The organism is Pseudomonas sp. TE12508, assembly GCF_056279485.1.
In genome coordinates this window covers 115,992-131,923 of record NZ_JBWCCN010000013.1, presented here as the reverse complement: position 1 = coordinate 131,923, position 15,932 = coordinate 115,992, and the positions used below count along the sequence as shown (strand labels likewise).

General features: G+C 57.0%; 16 protein-coding genes. All 16 read right to left on the bottom strand.

Annotated features, from left to right (window positions below; genetic code table 11):
• Position 1 precedes the first annotated feature (1 nt).
• Positions 2-778: a DeoR/GlpR family DNA-binding transcription regulator gene (locus ACZ9IM_RS18900; protein ID WP_030132550.1), complete on the bottom strand. Its 777-nt coding sequence runs from the start codon at positions 776-778 to the stop codon at positions 2-4.
• A 198-nt stretch (positions 779-976) separates the two neighbouring features.
• Complete coding sequence (gene glmU / locus ACZ9IM_RS18895; protein ID WP_427626356.1) at positions 977-2,344, bottom strand: bifunctional UDP-N-acetylglucosamine diphosphorylase/glucosamine-1-phosphate N-acetyltransferase GlmU; 1,368 nt, start codon at positions 2,342-2,344, stop codon at positions 977-979.
• Between the two features lie 117 nt (positions 2,345-2,461).
• Complete coding sequence (locus ACZ9IM_RS18890; RefSeq protein ID WP_010465460.1) at positions 2,462-2,887, bottom strand: F0F1 ATP synthase subunit epsilon; 426 nt, start codon at positions 2,885-2,887, stop codon at positions 2,462-2,464.
• A gap of 45 nt (positions 2,888-2,932) precedes the next feature.
• Positions 2,933-4,312, bottom strand: coding sequence for a F0F1 ATP synthase subunit beta (gene atpD / locus ACZ9IM_RS18885; protein WP_008007883.1), 1,380 nt, complete (start codon positions 4,310-4,312; stop codon positions 2,933-2,935).
• Positions 4,313-4,339: 27 nt separating this feature from the next.
• Positions 4,340-5,200 carry a F0F1 ATP synthase subunit gamma gene (gene atpG / locus ACZ9IM_RS18880; RefSeq protein ID WP_007903034.1) on the bottom strand — a complete coding sequence of 287 codons (861 nt, stop codon included), beginning with the start codon at positions 5,198-5,200 and terminating at the stop codon, positions 4,340-4,342.
• Positions 5,201-5,250: 50 nt separating this feature from the next.
• Positions 5,251-6,795, bottom strand: coding sequence for a F0F1 ATP synthase subunit alpha (gene atpA, locus ACZ9IM_RS18875; RefSeq protein WP_007903032.1), 1,545 nt, complete (start codon positions 6,793-6,795; stop codon positions 5,251-5,253).
• A gap of 21 nt (positions 6,796-6,816) precedes the next feature.
• The gene (locus ACZ9IM_RS18870) at positions 6,817-7,353 is read right to left on the bottom strand and encodes a F0F1 ATP synthase subunit delta (protein ID WP_007903030.1); all 537 of its coding nucleotides are present in this window, start codon (positions 7,351-7,353) and stop codon (positions 6,817-6,819) included.
• A 12-nt stretch (positions 7,354-7,365) separates the two neighbouring features.
• Positions 7,366-7,836, bottom strand: a complete 471-nt coding sequence (locus ACZ9IM_RS18865) for a F0F1 ATP synthase subunit B (protein WP_063342029.1) — start codon at positions 7,834-7,836, stop codon at positions 7,366-7,368.
• A gap of 57 nt (positions 7,837-7,893) precedes the next feature.
• Positions 7,894-8,151, bottom strand: coding sequence for a F0F1 ATP synthase subunit C (atpE, locus tag ACZ9IM_RS18860; protein ID WP_002555987.1), 258 nt, complete (start codon positions 8,149-8,151; stop codon positions 7,894-7,896).
• Between the two features lie 133 nt (positions 8,152-8,284).
• A complete protein-coding gene (atpB, locus tag ACZ9IM_RS18855; RefSeq protein ID WP_192345182.1) occupies positions 8,285-9,154 on the bottom strand; it encodes a F0F1 ATP synthase subunit A in 870 nt (289 codons plus the stop codon).
• 16 nt (positions 9,155-9,170) lie between these two features.
• On the bottom strand, positions 9,171-9,578 hold the full coding sequence (locus ACZ9IM_RS18850) for a F0F1 ATP synthase subunit I (protein ID WP_007903021.1): 408 nt from the start codon (positions 9,576-9,578) through the stop codon (positions 9,171-9,173).
• A 148-nt stretch (positions 9,579-9,726) separates the two neighbouring features.
• Positions 9,727-10,599, bottom strand: a complete 873-nt coding sequence (locus ACZ9IM_RS18845) for a ParB/RepB/Spo0J family partition protein (RefSeq protein ID WP_305424387.1) — start codon at positions 10,597-10,599, stop codon at positions 9,727-9,729.
• A 9-nt stretch (positions 10,600-10,608) separates the two neighbouring features.
• On the bottom strand, positions 10,609-11,406 hold the full coding sequence (locus ACZ9IM_RS18840; RefSeq protein WP_008007890.1) for a ParA family protein: 798 nt from the start codon (positions 11,404-11,406) through the stop codon (positions 10,609-10,611).
• An 18-nt stretch (positions 11,407-11,424) separates the two neighbouring features.
• On the bottom strand, positions 11,425-12,069 hold the full coding sequence (rsmG, locus tag ACZ9IM_RS18835) for a 16S rRNA (guanine(527)-N(7))-methyltransferase RsmG (protein ID WP_007903014.1): 645 nt from the start codon (positions 12,067-12,069) through the stop codon (positions 11,425-11,427).
• On the bottom strand, positions 12,066-13,958 hold the full coding sequence (gene mnmG, locus ACZ9IM_RS18830) for a tRNA uridine-5-carboxymethylaminomethyl(34) synthesis enzyme MnmG (protein ID WP_427628220.1): 1,893 nt from the start codon (positions 13,956-13,958) through the stop codon (positions 12,066-12,068). The genes rsmG and mnmG overlap by 4 nt, the downstream gene beginning before the upstream one ends.
• A 552-nt stretch (positions 13,959-14,510) precedes the next feature.
• On the bottom strand, positions 14,511-15,881 hold the full coding sequence (gene mnmE, locus ACZ9IM_RS18825; RefSeq protein WP_008073644.1) for a tRNA uridine-5-carboxymethylaminomethyl(34) synthesis GTPase MnmE: 1,371 nt from the start codon (positions 15,879-15,881) through the stop codon (positions 14,511-14,513).
• Positions 15,882-15,932 lie beyond the last annotated feature (51 nt).

The window sequence follows — 15,932 nt, the reverse complement described above, 5'->3', positions numbered from 1 at the left end:
GCTAGTTCTCCTGACTGACGGCGGCGCAAATCAAATTAATGCCGCGGGCCTGAATCTGATCGCGTGCCGCAAGTGGCAGACGATCATCGGTAATGAGGGTATGGACGCTGCTCCATGGCAGCTCCAGATTGGGAATTTTTCGGCCGATCTTGTCGGCCTCGACCATCACGATCACTTCGCGTGCAACCTCCGCCATGACACGGCTCAAGCCCAGCAATTCATTGAAGGTGGTGGTCCCGCGTACCAGATCGATGCCATCGGCACCGATAAATAGCTGATCAAAGTCATATGAGCGTAGTACTTGCTCGGCCACCTGACCCTGGAAGGACTCGGAATGCGGGTCCCAGGTCCCGCCGGTCATCAACAGCACCGGCTCATGCTCGAGTTCGCTCAAAGCGTTGGCGACATGCAGGGAGTTGGTCATCACCACCAGACCCGGTTGCTGACCGAGTTCCGGGATCATCGCGGCGGTGGTGCTGCCGCTGTCGATGATGATTCGCGCATGCTCGCGGATCCGCGTGACGGCGGCGCGGGCAATCGCCTGCTTGTATTTCGAAACCGGTTGGCCGAGGTCGGCGACCAGTTCCTGAGGCATGGTGACCGCCCCGCCATAACGACGCAGCAACAGACCGTTGCTTTCGAGCGCCGCCAAGTCCTTGCGAATCGTAACTTCCGAGGTTTCGAAGCGCTTGGCCAACTCGTCCACACTGACTTCTCCCTGCTCATTAAGCAAGGCGAGGATGTTGTGGCGGCGTTGTGGTGTGTTGCGCTTCGACATGACTGGTAAGTTTCGATTCGAAAGATAACGTAAGCAATCAAAACCTATTAGCGAAACTTCGTCAAGTCAGCGTCAGAAAAAAGATGTGTGGATAACCCATAAAAAAGATCGCAGCCTTCGGAAGCTCCTACAGGATGAACACGTATTCCTTGTAGGAGCTGCCGAAGGCTGCGATCTTTTGATCTTGCTGTGGATAACTCAGCTCTTCTTGATCTTCTCCGGCCGCTTCCAGCCATCGATGTTCTTCTGCCGAGCCCGACCCACAGCCAACTGGGCCTTATCCACATTCTGGGTAATGGTCGAACCGGCCGCCGTCGTCGCACCCGCTGAGATATCCACAGGCGCCACCAACGAGTTGTTGGAACCGATGAATACATCTTCGCCCAACACGGTTTTCCACTTGTTGGCGCCATCGTAGTTACAGGTGATGGTGCCTGCGCCGATGTTGGTACGCGCACCGATCTCGGCATCGCCCAGATACGTCAAGTGACCGGCCTTGGCGCCCTCGCCCATATGGGCGTTCTTCAGCTCAACGAAGTTACCCACATGCGCGCGAGCTTCCAGCACCGTGCCGGGACGCAAACGAGCGAACGGGCCGGCATCGCTGCCTTCGCCGAGTATTGCGCCTTCGATATGGCTGTTGGCTTTGATCTGCACGCCTTTGCGCAGGGTGCTGTCCTTGATCACGCAGTTCGGGCCAATCACCACGTCGTCCTCGATGACCACTTTGCCTTCGAGGATTACGTTGATATCGATCAGTACATCCCGACCGACGGTGACCTCACCACGTACATCGAAACGTGCCGGGTCGCGCAGGGTCACGCCCTGAGCCATCAAACGACGAGCGGCGCGCAGCTGATAGTGACGCTCAAGCTCGGCCAGTTGCTTGCGATCGTTGGCGCCCTGCACTTCCATAGCGTCATGGGGGTGTTCGGTAGCCACCACCAGACCATCACTGACCGCCATGGCGATCACGTCGGTCAGGTAGTACTCGCCTTGGGCATTATTGTTGGACAGCCGGCTCATCCAGTCGCCCAAGCGCTCAAAAGGAACTGCCAGGATGCCTGTATTACCTTCAGTAATGGCGCGTTCGGCGTCGTTGGCGTCTTTCTGCTCGACGATGGCGGTAACCTTGCCGGCGGCATCGCGGACGATGCGGCCGTAACCCGTCGGGTCATCCAGCTCGACAGTCAACAGGCCCAATTGCTGCGGTGCAGCCAGCTTGAGCAACCGTTGCAGGGTTTCGACTTCGATCAAGGGTACGTCGCCGTAAAGAATCAGCACCGTATCGGACTCGATGAACGGCACAGCCTGGGCCACCGCATGTCCGGTACCCAGCTGTTGATCCTGCAGGACGAAATTCAGGTCATCGGCCGCCAGACGCTCGCGCACCGCTTCGGCACCATGTCCGATCACCACATGGATGCGTTGTGGAGCTAGTTGCCGAGCCGTGTGGATAACATGGCCAAGCATTGAGTTACCGGCAACAGGATGCAGGACTTTAGGCAAGGCCGAACGCATGCGCGTGCCTTGGCCGGCAGCGAGGATAACAATTTCAAGAGACATGACAGGCTACTAATCCTGGGGGGTCAGCGGCTGCGACCGGGTGATGAAAGTCGGAAAAGAAAAAAGGGTAGCCGAGGCTACCCTTTTTAATCAATCGCGCAATAAGTCGATGGCCTATTAGTGGCCGAACTTCTTGCGGATCTGCTGGACGGTGCGCAGCTGAGCTGCAGCCTCGGCCAGACGTGCGGCAGCAGAACCGTAATCGAATTCCGCGCCTCGCTCATGCAAGGCCTTCTCGGCAGCCTTAACGGCTTCCTGAGCGGAGGCTTCGTCCAGGTCGGCAGCACGTTGCACGGTGTCGGCAAGAACCTTGACCATGTTCGGCTGAACCTCGAGGAAACCGCCGGAGATGTAATACACCTCCTCTTCCCCGCCCTGCTTGATCAAGCGGATAGGACCCGGCTTGAGATTAGTGATCAGCGGCGCGTGACCCAAGGCGATACCAAGATCACCCAGTGCACCGTGCGCAACCACCATCTCGACCAGGCCGGAAAAGATTTCCCCTTCCGCGCTGACGATATCGCAATGGACTGTCATAGCCATCTGATTGCCTCAACCTAAATTAGCGCCCGTTACCGGGCGCCGGGATTACAGTTTCTTGGCTTTCTCGATCGCTTCTTCGATGCCGCCGACCATGTAGAACGCTTGTTCTGGCAGGTGGTCGTAGTCACCGTTGAGGATGCCTTTGAAGCCAGCAATGGTGTCTTTCAGGGAAACGTATTTACCCGATGCACCGGTGAAGACTTCAGCCACGAAGAACGGCTGCGACAAGAAACGCTGGATCTTACGAGCACGGTTTACCAACTGCTTGTCGGCTTCCGACAGCTCGTCCATACCCAGGATCGCAATGATGTCCTTCAGTTCTTTGTAACGCTGCAGAACATACTGTACGCCGCGAGCGGTGTCGTAGTGGTCCTGGCCGATTACGTTCGGGTCCAGCTGGCGCGAAGTCGAGTCGAGTGGATCGACCGCCGGGTAGATACCCAGGGAAGCGATGTCACGGGACAGAACGACGGTGGCGTCCAAGTGGGCGAAGGTGGTCGCTGGCGACGGGTCAGTCAAGTCATCCGCCGGTACGTATACCGCCTGGATCGAGGTGATCGAACCGTTTTTGGTCGAAGTGATACGCTCTTGCAGAGTACCCATCTCTTCGGCCAGGGTCGGCTGGTAACCTACTGCGGAAGGCATACGGCCCAGCAGTGCGGATACTTCAGTACCGGCCAGGGTGTAACGATAGATGTTGTCGACGAACAGCAGAACGTCGTTACCTTCGTCACGGAACTTCTCGGCCATGGTCAGGCCGGTCAATGCTACGCGCAGACGGTTACCCGGCGGCTCGTTCATCTGACCGTAAACCAGTGCCACTTTGTCCAGAACGTTGGAATCCTTCATCTCGTGGTAGAAGTCGTTACCCTCACGAGTACGCTCACCCACACCGGCGAACACGGAATAACCGCTGTGCTCGATGGCGATGTTACGGATCAGTTCCATCATGTTTACGGTTTTGCCTACACCGGCACCACCGAACAGACCGACTTTACCACCCTTGGCGAACGGGCAAACCAGGTCGATAACCTTGATGCCGGTTTCCAGCAGGTCGTTGCCGCCCGCTTGTTCAGCGAAGGTTGGCGCAGGACGGTGAATGCCCCAGCGCTCTTCGGTGTCGATCGGGCCAGCTTCGTCGATCGGGTTACCCAGAACGTCCATGATCCGGCCCAGGGTCGCTTTACCGACTGGTACGGAGATGGCTGCGCCAGAGTCATTGACTTCCAGACCGCGCTTCAAGCCCTCGGTGGAACCCATCGCAATGGTACGAACCACGCCGTCGCCCAGCTGTTGCTGAACTTCCAGGGTGGTTTCGGCCGCGCTCACTACTTTCAGCGCGTTGTAGATGCTCGGTACGCTGTCGCGTGGAAATTCCACGTCGATAACGGCGCCGATGATTTGAACGATACGTCCGCTACTCATAGCTGGATCCTCTGAATATTTGAACCGTTAAACCGCGGCAGCGCCGCCGACGATTTCCGAGATCTCTTGGGTGATCGCAGCCTGACGCGCCTTGTTGTAGACCAGCTGCAAATCGCTGATCAAATCACCGGCGTTGTCGGTAGCGTTCTTCATCGCGATCATCCGCGCAGCTTGTTCAGCCGCGTTGTTCTCGACCACCGCCTGGTAGACCTGCGACTCCACGTAACGGACCATCAAGCCGTCAAGCAGCTCTTTGGCGTCCGGTTCGTACAGATAATCCCAGTGGTGCTTGAGTTCTTGATCCGGGGTTGCCACCAGTGGAATCAACTGCTCCACGGTAGGCGATTGCGTCATGGTGTTGATGAACTTGTTGGATACCACGGACAGGCGGTCAATACGGCCGTCCAGGTAGGCATCCAGCATCACCTTGACGCTGCCGATCAGATCATTGATCGACGGCTCTTCACCCAGGTGGCTGATAGCTGCAACGACGTTACCGCCGAAGTTGCGGAAGAAAGCCGCACCTTTGCTACCAACTACACACAGATCAATCTCGACGCCGTTTTCGCGGTTTACCGCCATGTCCTTGACCAGGGCCTTGAACAGGTTGGTGTTCAAGCCACCACACAGACCACGGTCACTGCTCACCACAACGTAACCGACGCGCTTTACTTCACGGTCGATCATGAATGGGTGGCGATATTCCGGGTTGGCGTTGGCCAGATGGCCAATAACCTGGCGGATGCGCTCCGCGTAAGGACGGCTAGCAGCCATGCGCATTTGTGCCTTGCGCATTTTGCTGACCGCCACTTTTTCCATGGCGCTGGTAATCTTTTGCGTGCTTTTGATGCTCGCAATCTTACTGCGAATCTCTTTTGCGCCTGCCATGTAACACCTATCAGGTTAGCAAGCGGGAGCCTTGCGGCTCCCGCTGCGGCTTACCAGGTTTGGGTGGCCTTGAACTTCTCGATACCGGCTTTCATGCCAGCGTCGATTTCGTCATTGAAGTCACCCTTCACGTTGATCTTCGCCATCAATTCGGCGTGATCGCGGTTGAAGAAAGCAATCAGCGCTTGTTCAAAGCTGCCGATCTTGGCGATTTCGACGTCAGTCAGGAACCCACGCTCAGCGGCATACAGCGACAGCGCCATGTCAGCGATCGACATTGGTGCGTATTGCTTCTGCTTCATCAGCTCGGTAACGCGCTGACCATGCTCAAGTTGCTTACGGGTCGCTTCGTCCAGGTCAGAAGCGAACTGGGCGAATGCCGCCAGTTCACGGTACTGAGCCAGAGCGGTACGGATACCACCGGAGAGCTTCTTGATGATCTTGGTCTGAGCAGCACCACCCACACGGGATACCGAAACACCGGCGTTCACTGCAGGACGGATCCCGGAGTTGAACATGGCCGATTCCAGGAAGATCTGACCGTCGGTGATGGAAATCACGTTGGTCGGAACGAACGCGGAAACGTCGCCAGCCTGGGTTTCGATGATCGGCAGTGCGGTCAGGGAACCGGTTTTGCCGGTCACTGCGCCGTTGGTGAACTTCTCTACGTACTCTTCCGAAACGCGGGATGCGCGCTCCAGCAGACGGGAGTGGAGATAGAACACGTCGCCTGGGTAAGCTTCACGGCCTGGTGGACGGCGCAGCAGCAGGGAAATCTGGCGGTAAGCCACTGCTTGCTTGGACAGATCGTCATAAACGATCAGCGCGTCTTCACCGCGGTCGCGGAAGAATTCACCCATGGTGCAACCGGAGTACGGAGCCAGGAACTGCAGTGCTGCAGATTCCGAAGCGCTCGCCGCCACGACGATGGTGTTAGCCAGTGCGCCGTTTTCTTCCAGCTTGCGAACAACGTTGGCGATGGTCGATTGCTTCTGACCGATTGCTACGTAGACGCAGAAAATGCCGCTGTCTTTCTGGTTGATGATCGCGTCGATCGCCAGAGCGGTTTTACCGATCTGACGGTCACCGATGATCAGCTCACGCTGGCCACGGCCGACAGGGATCATGGCATCGACAGCCTTGTAGCCAGTCTGTACAGGCTGGTCTACCGACTTACGCCAGATCACGCCTGGAGCAACTTTCTCGACCGCATCGGTCTCGGTGTTGTTCAGCGGACCTTTGCCGTCAACTGGGTTACCCAGTGCGTCGACTACGCGACCCAGCAGTTCCTTACCAACTGGAACTTCGAGGATGCGGCCGGTGCACTTGGCGCTCATGCCTTCAGCCAGAGACTGGTAGGAGCCCAATACAACGGCACCTACAGAGTCTTGCTCAAGGTTGAGAGCCATACCGAAGACGCCGCCCGGAAACTCGATCATCTCGCCGTACATGACGTCGGCCAGACCGTGAATCCGCACGATACCGTCAGATACGCTGACGACAGTGCCTTCGTTACGGGCTTGAGAGGTCACATCGAGCTTGTCGATGCGGCCCTTGATAATTTCACTTATTTCGGAAGGATTGAGTTGCTGCATTGCTCTGCTGCCCCTTCAAACTCAAGATTTCAATGCTTCGGCAAGGTTCGCGAGTTTGCCGCGAACCGAGCCATCGATAACCAGGTCGCCGGCGCGGATGACAATGCCCCCAATCAGGGATTTGTCTTCCTCGACTTGCAGGCGCACTTCCCGGTTGAGTCGTGCACTGAGAACCTTGGCGAGTTTGTCTTGCTGTTCTTGGTTCAATGCAAAAGCACTGGTCACTTCAACGTCTACCGACTTCTCTTGTTCAGCCTTGTACAGGTCGAACAGAGCGGATATCTCCGGCAAAAGCGGGAGACGGTCGTTTTCGGCAACGACGTTAATGAAGTTCTGTGCCTTGGCATCAAACTTGTCGCCGCACACGTCAATAAACGTGGCGGCCTTGTTTGCGCTCGTCAGTCGCGGGGCCTTGAGCACGCGCTGCATGGTGTCGTCTTGCGACACTGCTGCAGCCAGGCCGAGCATGGCTGACCAAGAGGCCAGTTGCTGGTGGGCCTGGGCGTGCTCGAAGGCTGCCTTAGCGTAAGGTCGGGCCAACGTGGTCAATTCTGCCATGATCGCCCTCGCTTAAATTTCAGCAGCCAGTTTGTTTACCAGCTCCGCGTGCGCGTTTTGATCGATTGTGGCACCCAAGATCTTCTCGGCGCCGCCGACAGCCAGTGCACCCAGTTGGGCACGCAGCGCGTCTTTGACACTGTTCAGTTCCTGCTCGATCTCGGCCTGAGCCTGAACCTTCACACGGTCAGCGTCGATACGGGCTTTTTCAACAGCCTCGTCAACGATCTGATTACCGCGTTTCTTGGCTTGCTCAATGATTTCAGCTGCCTGAGCTTTCGCTTCGCGCAGTTGCTGACCCACTTTCTCATGGGCCAACTCCAGGTCGCGAGCTGCTCGGCTGGCAGCGTCCAGTCCATCCGCGATCTTCTTCTGACGTTCGTGCAAAGCCGCGATGACCGGAGGCCACACGAACTTCATGCAAAACAGTACAAAAATGAAGAACGCAACGGACTGGCCAATCAGGGTTGCATTAATGTTCACGCCAACACCTCGCTCGTTCGTTGCACATCACACCAATCAACTCGAAGGTTCGAGTGATTAGCCAGCGAGTTGACCAACGAATGGGTTCGCGAAGGTGAAGAACAAAGCGATACCAACACCGATCATGGTTACGGCGTCGAGCAGACCGGCAACGATGAACATTTTGACTTGCAGCATTGGAACCATTTCTGGCTGACGCGCTGCGCCTTCCAGGAACTTGCCGCCCAACAGGCCGAAACCAATTGCGGTACCCAGTGCGCCCAGGCCGATCAACAGTGCAACAGCGATAGCGGTTAGACCAACTACAGTTTCCATCTTTCCTCCCGACTTTTACGTCGTATGGTTTAGGTTTTTTAGATTTTAAAGCGGTAAAACAAATCGTTTCATAGCCCTGTTCGGGCACCCACCCGTTTTACCGGGTGGGACATCAGACTAGTCGAGACTGGTCTTAATGGTTCTCTTCGTGCGCCATCGACAGGTAGACGATGGTCAGCATCATGAAGATAAACGCCTGCAGGGTGATGATCAGGATGTGGAACACAGCCCACGCCCACTGCAGAACTACGCCCAGGCCGCTAAGCCAGAGCAGACCGCTGCCGAACATCACAGCAATCAGAATGAAGACCAGCTCGCCGGCGTACATGTTGCCGAACAGACGCAGTGCCAGAGAGATTGGCTTGGCCACCAGCGTCACGAACTCCAGCAGGAAGTTCACCGGAATCAGCAGGGCTTGAACGAAGATGTTCTTGCTGCCGAACGGGTGCAGGGTCAGTTCGCCAATGAAACCGCTGATGCCCTTGACCTTGATGCTGTAGAAAATGATCAACGCGAATACCGACAGGGACATACCCAGGGTCGCATTCGGGTCAGTGGTAGGAACGGCACGGAAGACCAGGTGCGGGTCGCCGGTAATGATGGCAGCCAGCTTCGGAATCCAGTCAACCGGTACCAGGTCGACGGCGTTCATCAGAAACACCCAGACAAAAATCGTCAGGGCCAATGGCGCGATCAATGGATTACGACCGTGGAAAGTATCTTTCACGCTGCCGTCGACGAACTCGATCAGAACCTCGACGAAGTTCTGCAGGCCGCCAGGTTGACCGGAAGTCGCCTTCTTTGCCGCCATGCGGAAAAGAAGAACGAAAATCAGACCCAACGCGACCGACCAGCCGAGAGTATCGACGTGGAAAGCCCAGAAGCCCATTTCTTTGGCTTCTGCTGCGGTATGGGCAAAACCCCACCCGCCAGTTGGGTGCTGACCGAAGGTCAGGTTCTGCAAGTGGTGCTGGATATAGCCCGAAGCGGTTGTCTCTGCCATGGTTGCCTCAAACGCCCTAAGGTCTCGAAAGTCTTGTTCTCATTAGCAGGGGAGCGAACCAGCTAACCAGTTGGGTCAGCACGAAGACGCCGAATACTGCTAACGGCGCCAGTGGCTTCACACCTGCAAACGTCAATGCAAACAGCACTGCCGTCAAAATCAGTTTGCCCGCCTCGCCGGCATAAAAAGACCGGACGATGGCTTGAGCTGCTCGGGCGCCGGAAAACCGAAATGCCCTGTGAGCGAAATAAATATTGGGGAGCAAGGCTATCAGGCCTCCGCAGAGCCCTGAGTACCCGGCAACGACTCCATGCCATTGCCAGAGCGCCAAAGCGGCAATCAGCAAAACGACAAATTGAGCCATTAACACCGGAAAAACTGCCAGGCGATGGAACGGCAAGCGGTCTGGCGTGCGGTTTTCCATCTCTTTTGCTCCCCAATGGTCGGCTGCCAGAATTCAATAACTTGGCATAATTTGTGCCGACAAAATGCGCGCAGAGTATAGGGGCGGTTCTGCCCCTATTCAACTGTCAGGTAGTGATTTCCGACTTCACGCTACATGAGGAATTGTTTCAGCGGATGTGTGCGAGCACACCTTGAAGCTCATCAAGAGAGTTGTAGCCGATCACTAGCTGCCCCTTACCCTTCTTTCCGTGGCGGATCTGCACCGCAGAGCCTAGGCGCTCGGCCAGACGCTGCTCGAGCCGGGCGATATCCGGGTCCGGTTTTGCAGGTTCCACAGGCTCCGGTTTGCCACTCAACCACTGGCGAACCAGTGCTTCAGTCTGGCGCACAGTCAGCCCCCGTGCGACAACGTGTCGCGCCCCTTCAACTTGTTGATTTTCCGGTAAACCGAGCAAGGCACGGGCATGACCCATTTCCAGGTCGCCGTGAGACAGCATGGTTTTGATGACTTCCGGCAGCGCAATCAGACGCAACAGATTGGCCACGGTGACGCGGGATTTACCCACAGCCTCGGCAACTTGTTGCTGAGTCAGCTGGAATTCCTGCTGCAAACGCTGCAAGGCCACCGCTTCTTCGATCGGATTGAGGTCTTCACGCTGGATGTTCTCGATCAGCGCCATGGCGATGGCGGTTTCATCCGGCACATCGCGAACCATCGCCGGGATGGTTTCCTGGCCAGCCTGCTGGCTGGCACGCCAGCGGCGTTCGCCGGCGATGATTTCGAAGCGCCCGCTGCCGATCGGGCGCACCACGATCGGCTGCATCACGCCCTGGGCCCTGATCGACTGCGCCAGCTCTTCCAGCGCCTGAGGATCCATGTCCCGACGCGGCTGGTACTTGCCACGCTGGATCAGGTCCAGGGGCAGGTGCTGCAGCTCACGCTGGTCGGCTTGTACCGCTTGCTCTTCCAGAGAGCTGACAGTCGGACCACTCAGCAGTGCATCCAGTCCACGTCCGAGACCTCGTTTCTTGACGGCCATGGGGATTCCTTAAGTTGCCTGAGCAGCGGCGATGCGTGAGTTTTTGCGCTGACGGCGAACCATCTCGCCAGCCAATGCCAGATAGGCAATCGCGCCCCGCGATGATTTGTCGTACGCCAGCGCCGGCATGCCATAGCTTGGCGCTTCGGCCAGGCGGATGTTGCGTGGAATGACGGTGTCGTAGAGCTGATCGCCGAAGTGTTCCTTGAGCTGCGCCGATACGTCGTTCATCAGGCTCAGGCGCGGGTCGTACATGGTCCGCAAAAGGCCTTCGACTTTCAGGTTAGGGTTCAGCAGTTCGGCAATGCGCTTGATGTTATCCACAAGGTCGCTCAACCCTTCGAGCGCGAAGTACTCGCACTGCATGGGGATAATCACCCCGTCGGCGGCAACCAGCGCATTGAGCGTCAACATCGACAGCGACGGCGGGCAGTCGATCAAAATGTAATCGTAGTTTTCACGGATCGGCGCCAACGCACTGCGTAGACGGCTTTCCTTCATCTGCATTTCCAGCAGAACGACTTCGGCCGCGGTCAGGTCGCGGTTGGCCGGCAGCAATTGATAACCGCCATGCTCGGAATAGTGCATGGCCTGGGCCAGATCGCATTCGCCGATCAGCAGGTCGTAGACCGAGTTTTCCAGGCCGTGTTTATCCACACCGCTACCCATGGTGGCGTTGCCTTGTGGATCGAGATCGATCAACAGCACCCGACGCTTGGTAGCGACCAGGGAAGCTGCGAGGTTGATGCAGGTGGTGGTCTTGCCCACACCACCCTTTTGGTTCGCTATCGCGAATACCTTAGCCATTCTTGCTTGTGTTCCCAATCATGCCGTGCGGCGCAGTATCAGCAGATGGCGTTGGCCTTGGCAACCGGGTACGGCCAGGGCGTGTTCGCTATCGAGGTGGAAGTCTGCCGGCAATGCTACCAGCTCATCGGCGGGATGAACGCCCTTCATTGCCAGCCAACGTGTTTCGGCGTCGCCCAAATGGCGAGTCCAGTTGCTGAAGTTCTCCATGCTGCTGAACGCACGGGAAATGATCCCGTTGAATGGCAGTTCAGGCTGGAAGGCTTCGACGCGACTGTGGATAACTTGCAGGTTATCCAGTTTGAGTTCGAGTTTGACCTGGGTCAGGAAGCGGGTTTTCTTGCCGTTGCTGTCCAGGCAGGTCACTTGCGACTCGGGAAACAGGATCGCCAGGGGAATCCCTGGCATGCCGCCGCCACTGCCCACATCCAGCCAGCGGCCGTTTTCGATGAAGGACATAACGCTCAGGCTGTCGAGCAAATGCCGTGAAACCATTTCGTCCGGATCACGCACGGCCGTGAGGTTGTAGGCCTTGTTCCATTTTATCAACAGGGCCAGATAACCCAGCAGCTGTGCATGCTGGGCGTCCGTCAGGTTTACACCGAGCTGGCGAGCACCTGTGGATAACTCTTCGGCGTGTTGCGAGGTGACCAACGAACTCAAGCGCTTTGCTCCAACTGACGGCCCGCGCCGCGTTTTTTCAAATGAATCATCAACAGCGAAATCGCTGCCGGGGTCACGCCCGGAATACGCGACGCCTGGCCCAGGGTCTCTGGACGGGTCGCGCCGAGCTTGCTCTGGATCTCTTTCGAGAGACCGGAGATGTTCGTGTAATCGATATCCACAGGCAGTTTGGTGTCTTCGCTGGCCCGCAGACGCGCGATTTCATCCTGTTGACGATCGATGTAACCGGCGTATTTGGTCTTGATTTCGACCTGTTCGGCGACCTGTGGATCTTCTGCGCCCCCACCGGTCACGGCGACCAGACCAGCGTAGTCGATTTCCGGACGGCTCAGCAGGTTGAGCAAATTGTATTCGTGGGTCAGCGGCGTACCGAACTTCTCGGAAATTGCATCGCCCTGCTCGGTGCCCGGGCGAACCCAGGTACTTTTCAGGCGTTGCTCTTCCAGATCGATGCTTTCGCGTTTTTTGCAGAACGCGGCCCAACGCACGTCATCCACCAGACCCAACTCGCGACCTTTTTCGGTCAAGCGCAGGTCGGCGTTGTCTTCGCGCAGGATCAAACGGTATTCGGCGCGGGACGTGAACATCCGATACGGTTCCTGGGTACCCAGGGTAATCAGGTCGTCGACCAAAACGCCGATGTACGCCTCGTCGCGACGCGGGCACCAGGCATCTTTGCCCTGAGCGCGCAGTGCGGCGTTGGCTCCGGCCAGCAAACCTTGGGCGCCGGCTTCTTCGTAACCGGTGGTGCCGTTGATTTGCCCGGCGAAGAACAGACCGCCGATCACTTTGGTTTCCAGGCTGTACTTCAGGTCACGCGGGTCGAAGTAGTCGTACTCGATGGCGTAGCCCGGACGAACGATGTGCGCGTTTTCCATGCCGCGGATCGATTGCACGATCTGCAATTGCACATCGAACGGCAGGGAAGTGGATATCCCGTTCGGGTACAGCTCGTGGGTGGTCAGACCTTCCGGCTCGATGAAGACCTGGTGGCTTTCCTTGTCGGCAAAGCGGTGGATTTTGTCTTCAATCGATGGGCAATAACGCGGGCCGATGCCTTCGATCACGCCGGAATACATCGGCGAACGATCAAGGTTCGCAGCAATGATTTCGTGGGTACGGGCGTTGGTGTGGGTAATCCAGCAGCTGACCTGTTTCGGATGCTGCTCTTTGGAGCCCATGAACGACATCACCGGAATCGGCGTATCCCCCGCTTGCTCGGTCATCACCGAGAAATCCACAGAGCGACCGTCGATACGCGGCGGTGTACCGGTTTTCAGGCGACCGACACGCAATGGCAGTTCACGCAGACGATGAGCGAGGGCAATCGACGGCGGGTCACCGGCGCGACCTCCGGAATAATTCTGCATGCCGATGTGGATAAGTCCACCGAGGAAGGTGCCGGTGGTCAACACCACGGAATCTGCAAAGAAACGCAGACCCATTTGGGTGACAACACCGCGCACTTGTTCCTGCTCGACGATCAGGTCGTCAGCAGCTTGTTGAAATATCCACAGGTTCGGCTGGTTTTCCAAAGCTTCGCGGACAGCGGCCTTGTACAGAACCCGATCTGCCTGAGCGCGGGTTGCACGCACGGCTGGGCCTTTGCGGCTGTTCAATACGCGAAACTGAATACCACCTTTATCGGTAGCCATGGCCATCGCGCCGCCCAGGGCATCGATTTCTTTAACCAAATGGCTTTTGCCGATACCGCCAATGGCTGGGTTGCAACTCATGGCACCGAGGGTTTCCACGTTATGCGTCAGCAACAGGGTTTTTGCCCCCATACGTGCTGACGCCAGTGCTGCCTCGGTACCGGCATGACCGCCGCCGATGACGATCACTTCAAAACGGGAAGGGAAATCCACCACGCACCTCGTGCCTGCTTCAGTCAGGTAATCCGGAAATAGTTTGAGCTCAGGTTTTTGGACCTGGTCGGCAAGTATAGGGACTTCGCCCTTCCTAAAGAACCCTTTGCACAAAATTTAACCAGCTGTGGAGAAGTCGGGGTTATAGAAATTAAAAAGAGAGAAATTTATTAAATCTTTGTTTTTATGTTTATTTCTACTGAGCCACCTTTCTGTGGATAGATTGGTACAGCCCTTTATTTTCAATGTGTACAGAGATTCAAAACCCTGTGGTCATGTGCCAAGGAGGCCCTTGGATAACCGGTTTAAGCCTGTGGATGAAAGGGATGGTTATCCACAGAGGTGATTATCTTCAGTTTTCAGGCCCTGTTATCAACTGCCCTTAGCGGCACTTATTCACAGGGCTTAATCCACAGAAAAGCCGCCGAATGAGCAAATCCCGGGCAAGGGGAATCCGCTCAAGCGAAGAATCTGCTCGGCACTGGGGAAAAATTTCAGGAAAGGAGAGAACAGACAGGCCCGAATGGCCTGTCTGTGAACGGCTGAAGGGACTTATTTACCGATACAGAAGCTGGAAAAGATCCTTCCCAGCAGATCATCAGAGCTGAATGCTCCGGTGATTTCGCCCAAAGACTGCTGCGCCTGTCGCAAATCTTCGGCCAGCAACTCACCAGCCCCCGCTAATGTCAGTTGCGCACGGCCATGCTCGAGGGATGCACTCGCATGACGCAGTGCCTCCAGATGACGTCTGCGAGCACTGAAGCTGCTTTCGGACGTCTGCTCGTAACCCATGCAGGCCTTGAGGTGCTCACGCAGCAACTCCAGGCCTTCGCCGGCAGATCTCGCACTGAGGCTGATCGTAACGTGGCCATCGTTGCTGACTTCCAGGGCAATCGCTTCCCCCGTCAGGTCAGCCTTGTTGCGGATCAGCGTAACTTTCGCCGGGTCCGGGCGGGTTTCGAGGAATTCAGGCCACAAGGCAAAGGGATCAAGAGCCTCGGGAGCTGTGGCATCGACCACCAGCAACACCCGATCTGCCTCGCCGATGGCTTTCAATGCCCGTTCGACGCCAATTTTTTCCACCTGATCATCGGTATCGCGCAGGCCAGCAGTGTCGACCACGTGCAACGGCATGCCATCGATGTGGATATGTTCGCGAAGAATGTCCCGGGTAGTACCGGCAATCTCGGTCACGATCGCAGCTTCACGTCCGGCCAAGGCGTTCAGAAGGCTGGACTTGCCGGCATTCGGCCGTCCGGCGATCACCACGGTCATGCCGTCGCGCAGCAATGCCCCTTGCCCGGCTTCACGCAGTACTGTGGATAATTCGTCGCGCACTTTGTCGAGCATGCTCAGGACATGGCCGTCGGCGAGGAAGTCGATTTCTTCTTCGGGGAAGTCGATGGCTGCTTCGACGTAAATACGCAGGCCTATCAGTTGCTCAGTGAGGTTATGCACACGCTGGGAAAACGCACCCTGCAACGAACGCAGGGCGTTTCGTGCTGCCTGTGCAGAACTTGCCTCGATCAAGTCGGCAATGGCTTCGGCCTGAGCCAGATCGAGCTTGTCGTTGAGGAAGGCGCGCTCGCTGAATTCCCCCGGCCGGGCCAGACGACAGCCCAGTTCCAAACAACGTTTGAGCAGCATATCCAGAACGATCGGCCCGCCGTGGCCCTGCAGCTCAAGCACATCTTCGCCGGTGAACGAGTTCGGTCCAGGGAAATAAAGCGCGATGCCTTCGTCCAGCACCTCTTCGTTTGCACTGAGGAACGGGCCGTAATGGGCAAACCGCGGTTTCAATTCACGGCCGCTGATGGCTTTGGCCGCCAGACTCGCCAGCGGCCCGGAAATACGGACGATGCCCACCCCGCCGCGACCTTGAGCGGTGGCGACGGCAGCGATGGTTTCACGAGGAACGCTCATAAAGCGGTATCCAGACAAAAGTGACAGATAGCAAAACGCCCCACTAGGGGG